The organism is Actinomadura sp. 3N508, from assembly GCF_044326375.1.
Classification (GTDB): domain Bacteria; phylum Actinomycetota; class Actinomycetes; order Streptosporangiales; family Streptosporangiaceae; genus Spirillospora.
This window is the reverse complement of sequence record NZ_JBIRAX010000004.1, coordinates 522025-537212: the sequence shown is the minus strand read 5'-3', so window position 1 is coordinate 537212 and position 15188 is coordinate 522025. Positions and strand designations below refer to the sequence as shown.

At 72.3% G+C, this 15188-nt stretch carries 12 protein-coding genes, 1 other RNA gene and 2 pseudogenes; 7 read left to right on the top strand and 8 right to left on the bottom strand.

From position 1 onward, the window contains the following. Nucleotides 1-362 precede the first annotated feature (362 nt). From ACH34S_RS17970 to ACH34S_RS17955, 4 genes and pseudogenes are all read right to left on the bottom strand, one after another. Nucleotides 363-455 (bottom strand): annotated as a pseudogene (locus tag ACH34S_RS17970) (DUF2510 domain-containing protein); the annotation flags it as partial. A gap of 69 nt (nucleotides 456-524) precedes the next feature. After that, a complete protein-coding gene (locus ACH34S_RS17965) occupies nucleotides 525-923 on the bottom strand; it encodes a hypothetical protein (protein ID WP_395953792.1) in 399 nt (132 codons plus the stop codon). A gap of 44 nt (nucleotides 924-967) precedes the next feature. Beyond that, nucleotides 968-1312, bottom strand: a complete 345-nt coding sequence (locus ACH34S_RS17960) for a DUF6191 domain-containing protein (protein ID WP_395953791.1) — start codon at nucleotides 1310-1312, stop codon at nucleotides 968-970. 45 nt (nucleotides 1313-1357) lie between these two features. Beyond that, nucleotides 1358-1891, bottom strand: a complete 534-nt coding sequence (locus ACH34S_RS17955; protein WP_395953790.1) for a pyridoxamine 5'-phosphate oxidase family protein — start codon at nucleotides 1889-1891, stop codon at nucleotides 1358-1360. Nucleotides 1892-1993: 102 nt separating this feature from the next. Here ACH34S_RS17955 and ACH34S_RS17950 point away from each other — a divergent pair, with 102 nt between their 5' ends. From ACH34S_RS17950 to rnpB, 5 genes are all read left to right on the top strand, one after another. Beyond that, nucleotides 1994-2815 (top strand): Nif3-like dinuclear metal center hexameric protein, encoded by an 822-nt coding sequence (locus ACH34S_RS17950; RefSeq protein WP_395953789.1) that lies wholly within the window; start codon nucleotides 1994-1996, stop codon nucleotides 2813-2815. Then, complete coding sequence (locus ACH34S_RS17945) at nucleotides 2812-3555, top strand: zinc ribbon domain-containing protein (protein ID WP_395953788.1); 744 nt, start codon at nucleotides 2812-2814, stop codon at nucleotides 3553-3555. Before ACH34S_RS17950 ends, ACH34S_RS17945 begins: the two co-directional genes overlap by 4 nt. After that, nucleotides 3552-4718: a bifunctional RNase H/acid phosphatase gene (locus tag ACH34S_RS17940; RefSeq protein WP_395953787.1), complete on the top strand. Its 1167-nt coding sequence runs from the start codon at nucleotides 3552-3554 to the stop codon at nucleotides 4716-4718. Before ACH34S_RS17945 ends, ACH34S_RS17940 begins: the two co-directional genes overlap by 4 nt. Nucleotides 4719-4810: 92 nt before the next feature. Beyond that, nucleotides 4811-6154 carry a TrpB-like pyridoxal phosphate-dependent enzyme gene (locus ACH34S_RS17935; RefSeq protein WP_395953786.1) on the top strand — a complete coding sequence of 448 codons (1344 nt, stop codon included), beginning with the start codon at nucleotides 4811-4813 and terminating at the stop codon, nucleotides 6152-6154. Between the two features lie 42 nt (nucleotides 6155-6196). Continuing rightward, nucleotides 6197-6589, top strand: an RNA gene (gene rnpB / locus ACH34S_RS17930) — RNase P RNA component class A. A 119-nt stretch (nucleotides 6590-6708) separates the two neighbouring features. Here rnpB and ACH34S_RS17925 read toward each other — a convergent pair. Further along, a pseudogene (locus ACH34S_RS17925) lies at nucleotides 6709-7317 on the bottom strand (alpha/beta hydrolase); the annotation flags it as partial. A gap of 462 nt (nucleotides 7318-7779) precedes the next feature. Here ACH34S_RS17925 and ACH34S_RS17920 point away from each other — a divergent pair. Further along, a complete protein-coding gene (locus ACH34S_RS17920) occupies nucleotides 7780-7980 on the top strand; it encodes a hypothetical protein (RefSeq protein WP_395953785.1) in 201 nt (66 codons plus the stop codon). A 118-nt stretch (nucleotides 7981-8098) separates the two neighbouring features. On the opposite strand, the gene ACH34S_RS17915 is transcribed toward ACH34S_RS17920, so the two are convergent. The 3 genes from ACH34S_RS17915 to ACH34S_RS17905 all read right to left on the bottom strand — a co-directional run bounded on the left by ACH34S_RS17915 (nucleotide 8099) and on the right by ACH34S_RS17905 (nucleotide 13307). After that, nucleotides 8099-10348 (bottom strand): SulP family inorganic anion transporter, encoded by a 2250-nt coding sequence (locus tag ACH34S_RS17915; RefSeq protein ID WP_395953784.1) that lies wholly within the window; start codon nucleotides 10346-10348, stop codon nucleotides 8099-8101. Between the two features lie 130 nt (nucleotides 10349-10478). Further along, a complete protein-coding gene (locus tag ACH34S_RS17910) occupies nucleotides 10479-12449 on the bottom strand; it encodes a hypothetical protein (RefSeq protein ID WP_395953783.1) in 1971 nt (656 codons plus the stop codon). Nucleotides 12450-12731: 282 nt separating this feature from the next. Beyond that, nucleotides 12732-13307: a YbhB/YbcL family Raf kinase inhibitor-like protein gene (locus ACH34S_RS17905; protein WP_395953782.1), complete on the bottom strand. Its 576-nt coding sequence runs from the start codon at nucleotides 13305-13307 to the stop codon at nucleotides 12732-12734. Between the two features lie 455 nt (nucleotides 13308-13762). On the opposite strand from ACH34S_RS17905, the gene ACH34S_RS17900 reads away from it, so the two are divergent. Continuing rightward, nucleotides 13763-15097, top strand: a complete 1335-nt coding sequence (locus ACH34S_RS17900; RefSeq protein ID WP_395953977.1) for an NAD(P)/FAD-dependent oxidoreductase — start codon at nucleotides 13763-13765, stop codon at nucleotides 15095-15097. The last annotated feature ends 91 nt before the right edge of the window (nucleotides 15098-15188 follow it).

The following is a 15188-nucleotide window of genomic DNA, read 5'->3' as shown; positions in this document are numbered from 1 at the left end:
TAAGGCGGCGGCGTGGTCGGGGCCGATGGCGTGGTCTGAGGTGGCGGCGCGGCCTGAGGCGGTGGTGTGGCTTGGGCCGGTGGGGCTTGGGGCGGCGTGAATGGAATTGGCGGTGCTGGCTGAGTGGGCGCGGTGGCTTGGCCAGACGTGGACTCAGGACGCGCGGAGGGCGGGGCGCTCTGGTTCGGCGGGGCGGACGGGCGCGGTACGGACCGAGGTAGGGGAGGCTCGGGCGCGCTCGGGCCGGTCGGGCCGGTCGGGGCGGGGAGCGGCGGAGTGGGGTCGGCGTGGGCGAACGGGCGGTCCGGGGGTGGGGGAGGGGGCGACGTGCTGCGGCGACGGTGGCGGGAGCGGGGCTCGTAGCGGCGGGACTGGTCTGTCCAGGTCTGTCCGTCCCAGTAGCGTTCGCGGCCCATCAGCTCCGGATCTGGGTACCACCCAGGTGATGCGCTCACCGGACCCGCCTCCCGTCAAACGTCGGGGTCAAGGCTTGCGCACGCCGCGACTCAGCGTCAACGGGACGGTCACAGCTTTGGAGTGAAGGGGCGGCGGTGGGCGGGGTCGTCCGGTTCGGCGAGGCCGCGCAGGGCCGTCTCGACGAGCTCGATGCCCTGGAGCAGGGCGACGAGGCGGGCGCCCTCGCGGCGGTAGGTGTCCAGGACGGACTCGATGCCGTGCGGCGGGACGATCTCGCCGAGATCGACCCGGGCGCTGCGGAAGCCCTCCCGGGCCGCCTCGACGGACGCGCCGACGTGGTGACGGGCCATGCGGGCGAGGGCGATGGGGTAGCGGCGAAGGACGCCGTAGCGGCGGTACTCGGGCGGGACGAGCTCGAGCAGCCAGGCCAGCGCGGTGTCCTCGAATCGGTCTGAGCCCGGTGGGTGCACCTGCGAGGGCCAGCCGGGCGGAACGTAGGTGCTCACAACGGCAGGATAACCCGGACTCGAACAAATGTTCGAGACGAGTTTCAGTCGGGCGGCGGGGTGCGGCGGATGCGGATCTTGCCGGTGGCCAGGTCGTCGCGGGAGCTGCCCGACCCCGTCTGCTCGTGGTCGTCCTTGCGGAGCAGCCGCTGCCGCTCCTGCTCCTCGACCTTGATCTTCTTCGAGCCCTCGAACACGGAGGCGAGGTCCTCGAACATGCCGCCGCCGAAGCCCGCGCCGGTCTTGCCGTCACCGCGGATGGCGCCCATCATGGACGACTTGCCGGTGCCGTCCCGGGGCCACTCGACGATCTCCTGCTCGGCCGGCTCGGGGCGGTTGCCCATGGCGCGGCCTTTGACGCGCTTGCGGCGGCGAAAGGGTGGCTTCACACACTCTCCAACGCGGTGAGTCTCCAGAATGATCCCGGCGGACGGTCAGGTCGTGAACGACCACCGGGTGGGAGATCCGGTGAAGTCTCCCTGGCGGAGCCCGAACACCTGCTGTGGCCGCACCGCGACGGTCGCGTTCACCTCTGGGTCCAGGAAGTCCACACGATATCTGGTGGCGTACTTGGAATTGACCAGGTCGATGAAGCGCTGCAGGTCCCTCTTCTCGGTGAGCACCTCCGCGACCCCTTCGATGACGACGGGGTTCTCCGCCTCCTCAGTCGTGACCGTCACCCGTGGGTTCGCGCGCAGATTGATCATCTTGCGGGACGGGACGGCGCTGCTGAACAGCAGCGCCTCACCCGACCAGGCACCCCACACCGGCATGGCGTGCGGGCGCCCGTCCGGACGGACGGTGCACAGCCAGAAGTTGCGCGCGGCCATCAGCCGTTCCACTGCCCAGGACCACGGGAGCAGGCCGCTGCCCTGGTCCGGCCCTTGGATGCCGTAGCCGGGCATGTACGGACGTTCTGCGGTGGGCTCTGCGGGCTCCGGTTCCGCGGCGGCGCCGGACGCCGACATGGCGTGCTCCTCTCTGTCAGGGTGCCCCCGCCCATCGTTTCAGACCCCGGCACCCACGAGTGACGCTCGTTGGCGGGGGCTCGGCGCGGTAGCCTGCGGGACGTGCGCCTTTCCCATGTCATCGCGGTTCTCGAGGATCTGTATCCGCCGGCGTGGGCCGAGCCGTGGGACGCCGTCGGGCTCGTCTGCGGCGATCCCGACCAGGAGGTCGGAAGGGTCCTGTTCGCCGTCGATCCGGTGGCCGCGGTGCTCGACGAGGCGCTCGAATGGAACGCCGATCTGATCGTCACGCACCATCCGCTGCTGCTGCGCGGCGTGCACTCGGTGGCGGCGACCACGCCGAAGGGACGGCTCGTCCACCGGATGATCACGAACGGGGTGGCGCTGCACACCGCGCACACCAACGCCGACCGCGCCGACCCCGGCGTGTCGGACGCGCTGGCGCGGGCGGTCGGCCTCGCCGGAGCGCTGCGTCCGATGGTCCCCGCCACCGACGATCCCGGCCGCGGCCTCGGCCGCATCGGAGACCTGGACGCCCCCGTCACGCTGCGGGAGTTCACCGGACGGGTGGCCGCCGGGCTGCCGTCCACGGCCTGGGGCGTCCGCGCGGCGGGCGACCCGGACCGCCCCGTCCGCACCGTCGCCGTGTGCGGGGGCGCGGGCGACTCGCTGCTCGACACCGCGCGGGCCGCCGGTGTCGACGTCTACCTCACCGCCGACCTGCGCCACCACCCGGCGTCGGAGTTCGCCGAGCACGGCGGACCCGCGCTGGTCGACGCCGCGCACTGGGCGACGGAATGGCCCTGGCTCGCCGACGCCGAACGGCGCCTGACCGCGTCCTCCCCGGAAGCCGGCAAGTTGGAGACCCGGGTGTCCACGCTCGTCACCGACGCGTGGCGCCTCCACGACGAAGGAGCAATGTGAAAGCCGCACCGCAAGCCCAGCTTCGACTGCTCGACCTGCAAGATCTCGACAGCTCGCTGGACCGGCTCGCGCACCGCCGCCGGACGCTGCCCGAGCTGGCGGAGATCGAGCGCCTGGAGAGCAGGCTGACCGAGCTGCGCGACGCGATCGTGACGGCCGAGACGGAGGTCGGCGACCTGGAGCGGGAGCAGAAGAAGGCCGAGCAGGACGTCGACCAGGTCCGCACCCGCGCCGACCGGGACCAGAAGCGCCTCGACTCCGGGCAGGTGTCCTCCGTCAAGGACCTCGGCACCCTGCAGACCGAGATCGAGTCGCTGCAGCGCCGCCAGTCCGACCTGGAGGAGGTCGTGCTGGAGATCATGGAGCGGACGGAGGAGGCGGAGGGGAGGGTCACCGCGCTCCGCGCCGACCAGACCGCCGCGCAGGACGAGCTGTCCGGGCTCACCGAGCGCCGCGACGCGTCCCTGCGGGAGATCGACGAGGAGGCCGGGACGACCAGCGCCGCGCGCACCGCCGTCGCCAAGGACGTCCCGGACGACCTGCTCGCCCTCTACGAGAAGCTGCGCGGCCAGTTCGGCGGCGTCGGCGCGGCGAAGCTGTTCCGGGGCGCCTGCCAGGGCTGCCATCTGGCGCTCAACACCGTCGACCTGAACCGCATCCGGACGTCCGCCGAGGACGAGGTGGTCCGCTGCGAGGAATGCCGCCGCATCCTCATCCGCACTCCGGAATCGGGCCTGTGAACGCGGTTGCCGGGGGGCGTGGGGGGTCGTCCCCCCACAATGACAGGAGCGGGCGCAAACTGGTCGTCGAGGCGGACGGCGGGTCGCGCGGGAACCCCGGCCCGGCCGGATACGGGGCCCTGGTCCGCGACGCGCTCACCGGGGAGGTCCTCGCCGAGGTCGCCGAGTCGATCGGGCACGCCACCAACAACGTCGCCGAGTACCGGGGGCTGATCGCCGGGCTGACGGCCGCCGCGCAGATCGACCCGTCCGCCCGCGTCGAGGTCCGGATGGACTCCAAGCTCGTCGTGGAGCAGATGTCGGGCCGCTGGAAGATCAAGCACCCGGACATGGTGCCGCTCGCGCTCCAGGCGCGGGACGCGGCGTCCGGCCTCGGCTCGGTGTCCTACGGCTGGATCCCGCGCAACCGCAACGCGCACGCCGACCGGCTCGCCAACGAGGCCATGGACGCCGCCGCCCGCGGCGAGCACTGGGTCCGCAAGGTCGAGGAGACGCCGGGGGAGCCGGAGCCGCCGCCGTCCCCCGCGCCCTCGTGGACGCCGCCGTCGGGCACCCCGACGACCACGATCCTGCTCCGGCACGGCGAGACGCCGCTGTCGACGGAGAAACGCTTCGCGGGGACGGGCGACATCCCCCTCACCGCGAACGGCGTCGCCCAGGCCCGCGCCGCCGCCCTCGCGCTCAAGGACCGCGGGCTCGACGCGATCGTCACCTCCCCGCTGTCCCGCTGCCGCGACACCGCCGCCGAGGTCGCCGTCGTCACCGGGCTGGACGTCCGTGTCGAGAACGGCTTCCGCGAGACCGACTTCGGTGAATGGGAGGGCCTCACGTTCGCCGAGGTCGGCAAGGCGTGGCCCGACGAGCTGAAGGCGTGGCTCGCCGACCCGGAGGTCGCGCCGCCGGGCGGGGAGAGCTTCGCGAGCGTGGCCCGCCGCGTCCGGACGGCCCTGGACAAGCTGAAGGTCCGCTACCGCGAGCAGACCGTCCTGGTGGTCTCGCACGTCACGCCCATCAAACTCCTGGTGAAGGACGCCCTGGACGCGCCCATGACGGCTCTGTACCGGATGCACCTGGACGTGTCGGCGCTGTCGTCCATCGACTGGTACGCCGACGGCCCCGCGACGCTCCGCACGTTCAACGACGTCCACCACGTGGAAACCTGACATACGTCCGGAAACCTGACCGGAACGCTCTTCCCCCGTTGATCCTCGGCCGCTTACGCTGCGCGATAAGCACCGTGACCTGGGGAGGAACCGTGACCACGAAGATCCTGCTCGACGAGTCGAGGCTCCCGAGGCGCTGGTACAACGTCGTCCCCGACCTGCCGGCGCCGCCGCCACCGCCCCTCCACCCGGCCACCCGCGAGCCGCTCGGCCCGGCCGACCTCGCCCCCTTGTTCCCCATGGACCTCATCGAGCAGGAGGTCACCACCGAACGGTACGTCGACATCCCCGAGGACGTCCGCGAGGTGTACCGGCTCTGGCGCCCCACGCCGCTCATCCGGGCGCACCGCCTCGAACGCGCCCTCGGCACCCCGGCGCGCATCTACGTCAAGTACGAGGGCGTCTCACCGGTCGGGTCGCACAAGCCGAACACGGCCGTCCCGCAGGCGTACTACAACGCGCGGCAGGGCGTCCGCCGCCTCACCACCGAGACCGGCGCGGGCCAGTGGGGCAGCGCGCTCGCCTTCGCCTGCGCCCAGTTCGCGCTCGACTGCGAGGTCTGGATGGTCCGCGCCTCCTACGACCAGAAGCCGTACCGCCGCTCGATGATGCAGCTGTACGGGGCGAAGGTGCACGCCAGCCCGTCACCGCTCACCGCGTCCGGCGCGAAGATCCTCGCCGACGACCCCGACTCGCCCGGCTCCCTCGGCATCGCGATCAGCGAGGCCGTCGAGTCCGCCGCGCCCGAGGACACCCGGTACGCGCTGGGGAGCGTCCTCAACCACGTCCTGATGCACCAGACGGTGATCGGCGAGGAGGCCCTCGAACAGCTCGCCTCCGTCGGCGACGTCCCCGACCTGATCGTGGGCTGCACGGGCGGCGGCTCCAACTTCGCGGGCCTGTTCTTCCCGTTCCTCCGCGAGAAGCTGGCCGGACGCATGGACCCGGTCGTCCGCGCCGTGGAACCCGAGGCGTGCCCGTCCTTCACCCGCGGCCGCTACGCCTACGACTTCGGCGACACCGCGGGCCTGACCCCGCTGCTCAAGATGCACACGCTCGGGCACGACTTCGTCCCCGACCCCATCCACGCGGGCGGCCTCCGCTACCACGGCATGGCCCCGCTCCTCTCCCACATGTACGAGCTGGGCCTCTTCGAGGCCGAGGCGAAGCCGCAGCGCGAATGCTTCGAGGCGGGCCTGCTGTTCGCCCGCACCGAGGGCATCATCCCGGCCCCCGAACCGACCCACGCGCTCGCCGCCGCCGTCGAGGAGGCCCGCCGCTGCGTCGAGACCGGCGAACCCAAGGTCATCCTCACCGCCCTGTGCGGCCACGGCCACCTGGACATGGCCGCCTACGACCGCTTCCTCTCCGGCGAGATGACGGACCAAGCCCTCCCGCAGTCCCGCCTCGACGAGGCCCTGACGACTCTCCCGTGACGTTGCGGGTGTACGCACCCACTAACCTTGAAGTACGGCGGACGAGCCGGCCGGACGGCCGCGTCGGGGAGCGATCCCCGTCGAGGAAAGTCCGGGCTCCACAGGGCAGGGTGGTCGGTAACGCCGACCCGGGGCGACCCGCGGGACAGTGCCACAGAAAGCAGACCGCCGCCGGTCCGCCGGCGGTAAGGGTGAAACGGTGAGGTAAGAGCTCACCAGCGCCCACGGTGACGTGGGCGGCTCGGTAAACCCCACCCGGAGCAAGGTCAAGAAGGAGCCGCGAGGTTCCGCGCAGGTGCCGGAGGGCTGCCCGCCCGAGCCTGCGGGTAGACCGCTGGAGGCCGCCGGCAACGGCGGCCCGAGATGGATGGCCGTCACCCGCCGCCCCGCAAGGGACGGCAGGCACAGAACCCGGCTTACAGGCCGACTCGTCCGCCCTCTGTTTGTGGCGCAGGGGGCTGGGCTGTGGTCAGCAGGGTGCGGAGGTCGGAGGCGGCCTGCTGGGCGGCCCTTTCCGCTGTTGGTGAGATGCCGCCCAAGCCGAAGTAGCTGTGGTTGAGGGTCGGCCACTCGCGGTGGATCACTTGGACGCCTGCGGCTTGCAGGGCGGCGGCGTAGGCGTTGCCCTCGTCGCGTAGCGGGTCGAAGCCCGCCGTGTGGACGACCGCCGGTGCGACGCCGGTCAGGTCGGGTGCGTGCAGGGGCGACACCTGCCAGTCCTCGCCGTTGCCGGACGGGACGTACTGCTCCGCGAACCAGGCCATGGCCGCGAGGGTGAGGCCGTAGCCGTCCGCCCGGTCCGTGCGGGACGGGTAGCGCGCGTTCACCTCAGGGTCCGCGTAGCCGCCCGCGACGTCGGTGACCGGGGAGAGCAGGAGCTGCGCGGCCAGGGGGACGCCCTGGTCGCGGCAGGCGAGGGCGATGGACGCGGCGAGCTGGCCGCCCGCGCTGTCGCCGGCTACGGCCGTGCGTCCGGGGGTGGCGCCGATCACGTGGAGTGTAGCGGCCAGGCAGTCGTCGTAGGCCGCCGGGAACGGGTGCTCGGGGGCCAGGCGGTAGCCGACGGCGACGACCGTCGAGCCGGTCTCCACGGCGAGCCGCCGCGAGTACTGGATGTGCGTGTGCTCGTCGCCGGCGGCCCATCCGCCGCCGTGGAAGAACATGATCGTGGCGTCGGTGAGCCGGGTCGCGGGCTCGACCACGCGGGCGCGCACGGGGCCGCCTGCGGTCTCCAGGACGACGTCGCGCTCCGCCGCGGGGACCGGTGGGTCGGGGAGGCGGCCGAGCGTCAGCTCGTTGCCCTCACGGAGATGGGTCCGGAAGGCATCGACGGACGTGTCGGCGCCCGCCAGGGCTTGAAGCCGCTGTCTGAGCCAATCGTCGATGTCCGGGTCGAAGACGGGTCCGTCCGCCACGCGCAGCCTCCTTCAACGGTTGTCAGACACCCTATTCGCCCAGCGAGAGCGGGACGTGCAGGCAACTTCGCAGCGGCATACGACCCGACAGATTCGGGTCACACGACACAGAGGAGATGAAACAACGCGCTTACTGTCCAATTAAGAGCTGATCGCCTTGATCGGTGACGACGCGGAGCCGGGTGCTGGGTTCCGTGGAGAGGAGAGCTGATGATCGTCATCGTGTTCGTGGCCCTCGTGCTCGCCGGGGGACTCGCCGGTGTCGTGTACCTGTGGGACTTCTCGCGCGCCAGCCGGCGCGACGCGCTGTTCCTTCCCGCGTCCGACCGCCGCGCGCGGCGGGCGCGCCGGGTGTCGGGAATGTACGTCCGCGACTACACGCGCCACGACAGCGAGCTCCTCAGCCGCTGAGCCGGAAGACTGCGGCCCGGCCGAACGGGGCTCCGGCCGGCGGGGGTGCCGGCCGGTGCGCCGGGCCGCCAGGAGACGCGTGGGCCGTCCTTGCGGGGGGACGGTCCACGCTGCGTTTTCAGGTGATGTCCTGCTTCAGGTGCGGGGGCTTGTCCGGGACGGGGGCGTCCGGGACCGGGGTGAAGGTGCCGGCGGCGCGGTCCAGCATCGCGACCTCGGCGGTCTGCAGGTCCAGGTAGAGGCCCACCAGCTCGATATCGCCGGTCGCGACCCGGTCCCGCAGCCAGGGGTAGGTGAGCAGGTTGTCGAGCTGCTGCATCACGTTGATCTTGCAGAGGCGGGTGAGCGGCGGCTCGTCGGTGCCGGGCGGCTCCTCGGCGAGGAAGCGGGCGAGGCTGTGGTTGCCGTGCTTGAGCCAGCGGGACAGGCCCTCCAGATGGTCGACCTCGGTGCCGCCGGCGAGGAGCGCGGCCATCGCGCCGCAGTTGGAGTGGCCGCAGACGGTGATCGTCCGGATGTCGAGCACGTTGACGGCGTACTCGACGGTCGCGGCGACGGAGTCGTCGGGCGTGCGGGAGCCGTGCCGCGGGACGAGGGCGCCGACGTTGCGGTTGATGAACAGGTCGCCGGGCCCGCTGGCGGTGATGATGTTCGGCACGATGCGTGAGTCGACGCAGGTGATGAACAGGTGCTGGGGTTTCTGCTCCATCGCCAGCTCGGCCATGATCGGCCGGACGAGGCGGGCGGTGCGGCCGTGGTACTCGCGGACGCCGTTCAGCAGCACCGCGGCCGGGGACACCTCGGGCGCGTCCAGCTCGGCCTCGGAGCGCCGCCGCCGGTTCGCCCAGGGAGCCCACCACCGGGCCGGAGGGGGCGTTTTACGCGGCTGAGACATTTCGCCTGTCACAGCTCTTTCATACCAAGCCTCGTGGACTTCATCGATGTCGACCCTGCCGCCTTGGCGTTCGTGCGCCAGCCGCCACTGGTGGATGGCGTCGAACGCGGCATGGTCCATGAAGTCGACGTTGAGGTCCAGGTCGACGTGGGAGCCTGACGGGACGTCCTGCAGGAAGCGCGTCACCTTCGGGACGCCGAGGAACGTCAGCGTCCCCTCGACGACCACGTGGGTGCGGGGCGGCATGGGCCCGTCGTCCGGCGCCGGGACGAGATGCTCCACGCGGACCGACAGCCGGGTCAGCCGCCGCAGCGCCAGCACCGCCGTGATCCCGATGCCGACCAGCACGCCCTCGCCGAGCCCGAGCACGACCACACCGCCGAAGGTGGCGTAGTACGCGGTCACCTCGCGATGGTGACGCAGGTCACGGACGCGGGCGGTGTCCATCAGCTTGACGCCGAGCACGACCAGCAGCGCGGCGAGCGCGGGCAGCGGCACCTGCTCGATGACCGGGCCGCACGACAGCGCCAGCACCAGGACCCACACCCCGTGCAGGACGGCGGACGCGCGGGTGCGGGCACCGGCGTCCACGTTCGCCGTGCTCCGGACGATCACGCCAGCGATCGGCAGCCCGCCGAGGAACCCCGACACGGCGTTGCCCGCGCCCTGCCCGAGCAGGTCCCGGTCGAGGTCGGCGCGCGGGACCCCGGCGGGGCGCCTGCGGTCGACGGCCACGCTGCACAGCAGCGACTCGACGGCCGCGACCAGCCCGACGGACACGACGGCGCCGACGACGGCGGGCAGCGAACCGTCCGGCAGGACGGGGGCCTGCCAGTCGCCGAGGAGCGTCTCCGGCAGCTCCACGCGCTGCGCGTTCCAGCCGAGCGACCACGCGGTGAGGGTGGCGAGCGCGATGGCGGGCAGCGGCCCGGGGACCAGCCGCAGCCATCCGTCGCGCGGCAGCCGCGACCAGACGAGCAGGACGAGCACCGTCAGCGCCCCGAGCAGCGCGGGGTGCGTGCGCGGATCGGCGAGCTGGCCCGGCAGCTCGCGGAGGTTGTCGATCGCCGAATGCTGCGGGCTGCCGCCGAGCACCACGTGCACCTGCGCCAGGACGAGGACGGCGCCGACGCCCGCGAGCATCCCGTGCACGACGGCGGGGGACACCGCGAGCGCGGTGCGCGCGACGCGGCTGGCGCCGAGCGCGAGCTGCAGCAGTCCGCCGAGCAGGGTGATCGTGCAGGTGGCGCGCCAGCCGTAGGTCTGCACGAGCTCGGCGACGATCACGGTCAGCCCGGCGGCGGGACCGCTGACCTGCAGCGGGGATCCGCCGATCAGCCCGGCGACGATCCCGCCGACGACGGCGGCGATCAGCCCGGCGGCGACCGGGGCGCCGGACGCGACCGCGATGCCCAGCGACAGCGGGATCGCGACCAGGAACACGACGAACGACGAGAGGAGATCGTGCCGCAAGAATGAGACACTGAGTGGCTTTGTAGTCACTCTACGTATGTAACCAGTATCGGCGAGGCTTCACCCGGGAACACGACGAGGGCCGCCGGACGGATCCGGCGGCCCTCGTGTGTTTCGTTCGGTGCCCGGGTCAGCGGCGGTAGTTCTCCCAGTCGTCGGCGGGCTGGCGGGTGCCGTAGGTGTCGTTCGGCTGGCCGCCCTGCTGGTAGCCGCCCTGCTGCGAGCCGCCGTAGTAGCCGCCGCCCGGCCCGTAGGCCTGCGTGGCGTTGGGGTCGTAGGCCTGGGTGGCGTTCGGGTCGTGCGGCGAGGGCGAGGAGAGCGGGTCGCCGCCGCCGTTGTAGCTGCTGCCGCTGAAGTCGCCGTAGACGCCGGCGCCGCCGCTCTGGGGCGCGCCGGAACCGCTGTCCGTGCCGCCGAGGGCGCCGTACCCGTCGCGCCCGCCGCCGCTCAGCGGGTCGTCGTAGCGGGAGGAGTCGCCGTAGGCCGGGGCCGTCGGGTAGCCGTCGTTCTGGCCGCCCTGCCCGTAGCCGGACGCGGCGCCGAGGCCCGAGTCGTACCCCGAGGTGGCGCCGGACGGCACGCCCGAGCCGAGCCCGGAGTCGTATCCGCCGCCCTGGCCGCCGGGCTTGGGCCACGGGCCCGTGTTGCCGTTGCCGCCGGACCCTCCGGACCCGCTCGCGCCGAACGAGCCGGTGCTCAGCGGGTCGCCGAGCGGGTCGTTCAGGGAGCCGCCGCCGTAGGAGCCGCCCGCGTCGGACGAGCCTGCGCCGCCCGCCGACCGCTGCCGGTCGTTCTGGATGCGCTGGAGCAGCTCGTCCACGGTCGGGAGCTTGTGGCCGTCGGTGTCGGAGCCGGAGCCCCCGCCGGTGTGCGCCGCGGGCGCGGCCGGGGCCGGGGCCGGGGGAGCGGGCGGGCCGGACGGCTCGTCGGGCCGGCCGAGCGGCAGCCCGAGCGGGTCGGACACCCGCGGGTCGCCGCCGAGCGTCCCGCCGCCGGGCGTGGACGAGCCGAGGCCCATGTCGTAGCCGTTCTCGCGGCCACCGGGCGGCGGGCCCGCGGCCGCGGCGGGGCGGTTGCCCAGCGGGTCGGAGCCGTAGTCGCCGTAGCCCGAGTCGTGGCCGCCGCCGTACTGGTCCTGGCCCTGGCTCTGGCCGCCTCCGCCGTACGGGTCGTGGCTCTGCCCGCCGTAGGACGGCTCGCCCGGACCGTGGTCGGCCGCCCCGTACGCGGGCTGCGGCTCCTGGCCGCCGTAGGGCGGCTGCATGCCGGGACCGCCCGGCATGCCCGGCCCGCCGGAACCGGGACCGGCGAGGCCGCCGGGACCGGGGCCGGGGCCGCCGGAGCCGGGGATGCCAGCGGGGATCGGGTCGAGCGAGGTCGAGCCGGGGTCCTGCCCGGGGAACGGGGAGCCGCCCTGGTATCCGCCGGAACCGGGCATCTGCTGGGGGCCGGTGCCGCCGCCCTGGCCGCCGCCCATCCCGTTGCCGCCCATCCCGTTGCCCATGCCGCCGCCCATGCCGCCGAGCATCGGGCCGTCGGCGCTCATGGAGACGGGCTGGGTCAGGTTCGGCTGGGGCATTCCGGGCTGGTCATAGGACGGCTGCTCCATCGGAGCCTGCTCGGCGGGCCCCTGCGCGTTCAGCGGGTCGGCGGCCGGGTCGACGCCTCCGCGGGCGTCGTCGCTGTCGTGCTGCCAGGGGAACTTGGGCTTGTCGAAGGTGATCGTCGCCCAGTAGTCGTCGTCCTCCATCTCGTCCGACGCCTGGGCGCTCGGAGCGGGCGGAGGCGGGGCCTGGCCGCCGGTGGGCGCGGCGAGCGGCCCGCCGGCGACGCGGCGGTCGATGGCGGGTTCGGGATTGCCCTGACGGTCGTAGCCGTTGTCGTACCCGGCCTCGTAACCGTCGTTGTACCCGTAGCCGTCCGGGGCGCTCATCTCGTCCTGCGGCTGGACTCCACGGCGGCCCCGCGGCTGCTGCGGCTCGTCGTCCATCCAGTCGTCGTCGTCGCGTCCCGCCCTGCTGGCCCGCAGGCCCAGGGCCACGAGGACGACCACCAGGACCACGACCACAATGAGGCCGAAGACCACGATGTAAGAAGTCATGCCACCACCCAATGCCTTGGCCCGGCGAGAGTCCCCGGCGCGGACCTCGGGTCCGCACCGGCCGTCGCCGGTTGCCGGACGTCCTCGAGAGCCCGCCGGCGCGGCTTACTCCGATTCTGTCCGACCGCTATGACCGTTGTCACACCCTTCGCGCACATTTACCCTCACACGGCGCGTGCCGAGCGGCCAGTCCGGCCCCTCGGTACACCCCTGTCGGCTCCAGCCCCCCGGTGGGGTCCGCCCTGACCTCGGTGCCCTCAGGCTCCACGGTCAACGCGCCTGTCAACCGCCGAAGTTCCCGGTGATCCGTCCGCGTCCCACCGTGTGTTCGGCGATGGCGGGCAGTGAGTCCTTCAATGCCGCGCCGTTCTGGAACGGTGCCGGATCGTCGAGCGCGTAGATGGTGAACCGGTACCGATGCCGTTCTCCCTTGGGCGGGCACGGCGGTGCGTAGCCCGCCTTCTTGTCCGTGGTCAACCCTTCGACGGTCTTGTTGAGACTTGCTCCCTCGACGAGTTCGTTCACCGTCCCGTCGATGCCCGCGATCACCCAGTGGACATAGGCGCCGCCGGACGCGTCCGGGTCGTCCATCACGATCGCGTACGACCTGGTCTCGGCCGGAGTGCCCGACCACCGGAGCGGCGGGGTCCTGCCCTGTCCGCCAGGGTACGTCGTGCAGCCGTACCTCGGGGGCAAGTCGCGCCCATCGCGGAAGACGGGGCTGGTCACCGTGAACCATTCCGACAGTTCGGCGCTCTTGTTCTGGGGCTGGCCTATCAGCCCGCAGCCGCCCACGGTCCCGGCGAGGGCGAGCGCGCCCGCCGCGGCCGTGATCGGACGCCGGTCTCTGCTCATCATCGAATCGCTCCCGGGCGAGATCGTACGCCGCGCGCAGCCGGATCGCCGTCATCTCGGCGTCGCTTCCCGGCACCCCGCGTCCCGCCGCCGGCGCCCCCTTCCTCGTCCGCCCCAACGATAAGGCTTCGCGGGGAGTGGAACGCGCCTTTCGTCCCGCCGCGCGACGGCTCTCCGGGAGAGTGGGCTGTGACGTTGGTCATGCGTGGTTTGTCCCTCTCTGTCCGATAAATCGGGAAGGAGTGGCGTGTTTCACAGCGTCACCGGGGACATTCTTTGTCGGAACCGGAAATTTCCCCATTCTTCCCCTGGTTCTCCTTGGTGCCGGGCACGATCATCAGGTAGCTTGTGAATGTCTTCACAAGCCGACCGTGACATTGGAGGCCGCAATGGCCAGGACCGCCGAGGGGACCCCTGGCGCTCCCCACATCCTCATCGTGGGTGGCGGCTATGTGGGCATGTACACCGCCCTGCGCCTGCAGAAGAAGCTGAAGCGCGAGCTCAAGCGGGGCGAGGTCAAGGTCACCGTCGTGGACCCCAACTCGTACATGACGTACCAGCCGTTCCTTCCCGAGGCCGCCGCCGGGAACATCTCGCCGCGGCACGTCGTCGTCCCGCTCCGCCGGGTGCTGCCGAAGTGCACCGTCCGCAAGGCGCGGGTCACCGAGCTGAACCACGACGAGGGCTGGGCGATCGTCCAGCCGCTGGCCGGGCCGCCGGAGCGGATCTCCTACGACTACCTGGTCATGGCCGCGGGCGCGGTGCCGCGGCTGCTGCCGATCCCCGGGCTCGCCGAGAACGGCATCAGCCTGAAGACGGTCGGCGAGGCCATCCACCTGCGCAACCACGTGCTGGAGCAGCTGGAGATCGCCGAGTCGACCGACGACGAGGAGCTGCGCCGCAAGGCGCTGACCTTCGTGTTCGTCGGCGGCGGCTTCGCCGGCGTCGAGGCGGTCGCCGAGCTCGAGGACATGACCCGCGACGCCACCAAGTACATGCGCAAGGTCACCCCGCAGGACCTGCGGTTCATCCTCGTCGAGGCCACCGACCGCATCCTGCCCGAGGTCGGCCCCGACATGGGCCGCTGGACCGCCGAGCAGCTCCGCGGCCGCGGCATCGCCGTGAAGATGAACACCCTCCTGAAGTCGGCCGCCGGCGGGCAGATCGAGCTGTCGGACGGCAGCAGCTTCCCGGCCGGGACGCTGGTGTGGAACGCGGGCGTCAAGGCGTCCCCGGTCGTCCGGCACGGCGACCTGCCCGTGGACGAGAAGGGCCGCGTCAAGGGCACCGAGTACCTGACCATCGAGGGCCTCGTCCGCGCGTTCACCGCGGGCGACAACGCCGCCATCCCGGACCTGACGCAGGACGGCGAGTTCTGCCCGCCGAACGCGCAGCACGCCGTCCGGCAGGCCAAGGTCCTCGGCGACAACATCGTCCGGTCGCTGCGCGGCAAGACCCTCAAGCCGTACGTCCACGGCAACCTCGGCACCGTCGCCGGGCTCGGCCTGCACAAGGGCGTGGCGAACCCGCTCGGCTTCAAGCTGAAGGGCTGGCCCGCGTGGTTCTTCCACCGGACCTACCACGGCGCGATGGTCCCGACGTTCAACCGCAAGATCCGCGTCGTGGCGGACTGGACGCTCGCGCTGTTCCTCAAGCGCGAGACCGTCTCGCTCGCCATCGTCGAGCAGCCCCGCGCCGACTTCGAGCTGGCGGCCCTGGACGACGCCCGCGCCAAGGCCAAGATCGCCGAATCCGCCCACACCGAATCGAAGCCGACCGAGAACGCAGCCTGACGACCGGGCCCAACGAAGACGCCCCGGCAGCCGATCACCGGCCGCCGGGGCGTTTCGCGTCTCGACCGATCCGCCCTTGGATGAGGCTCAG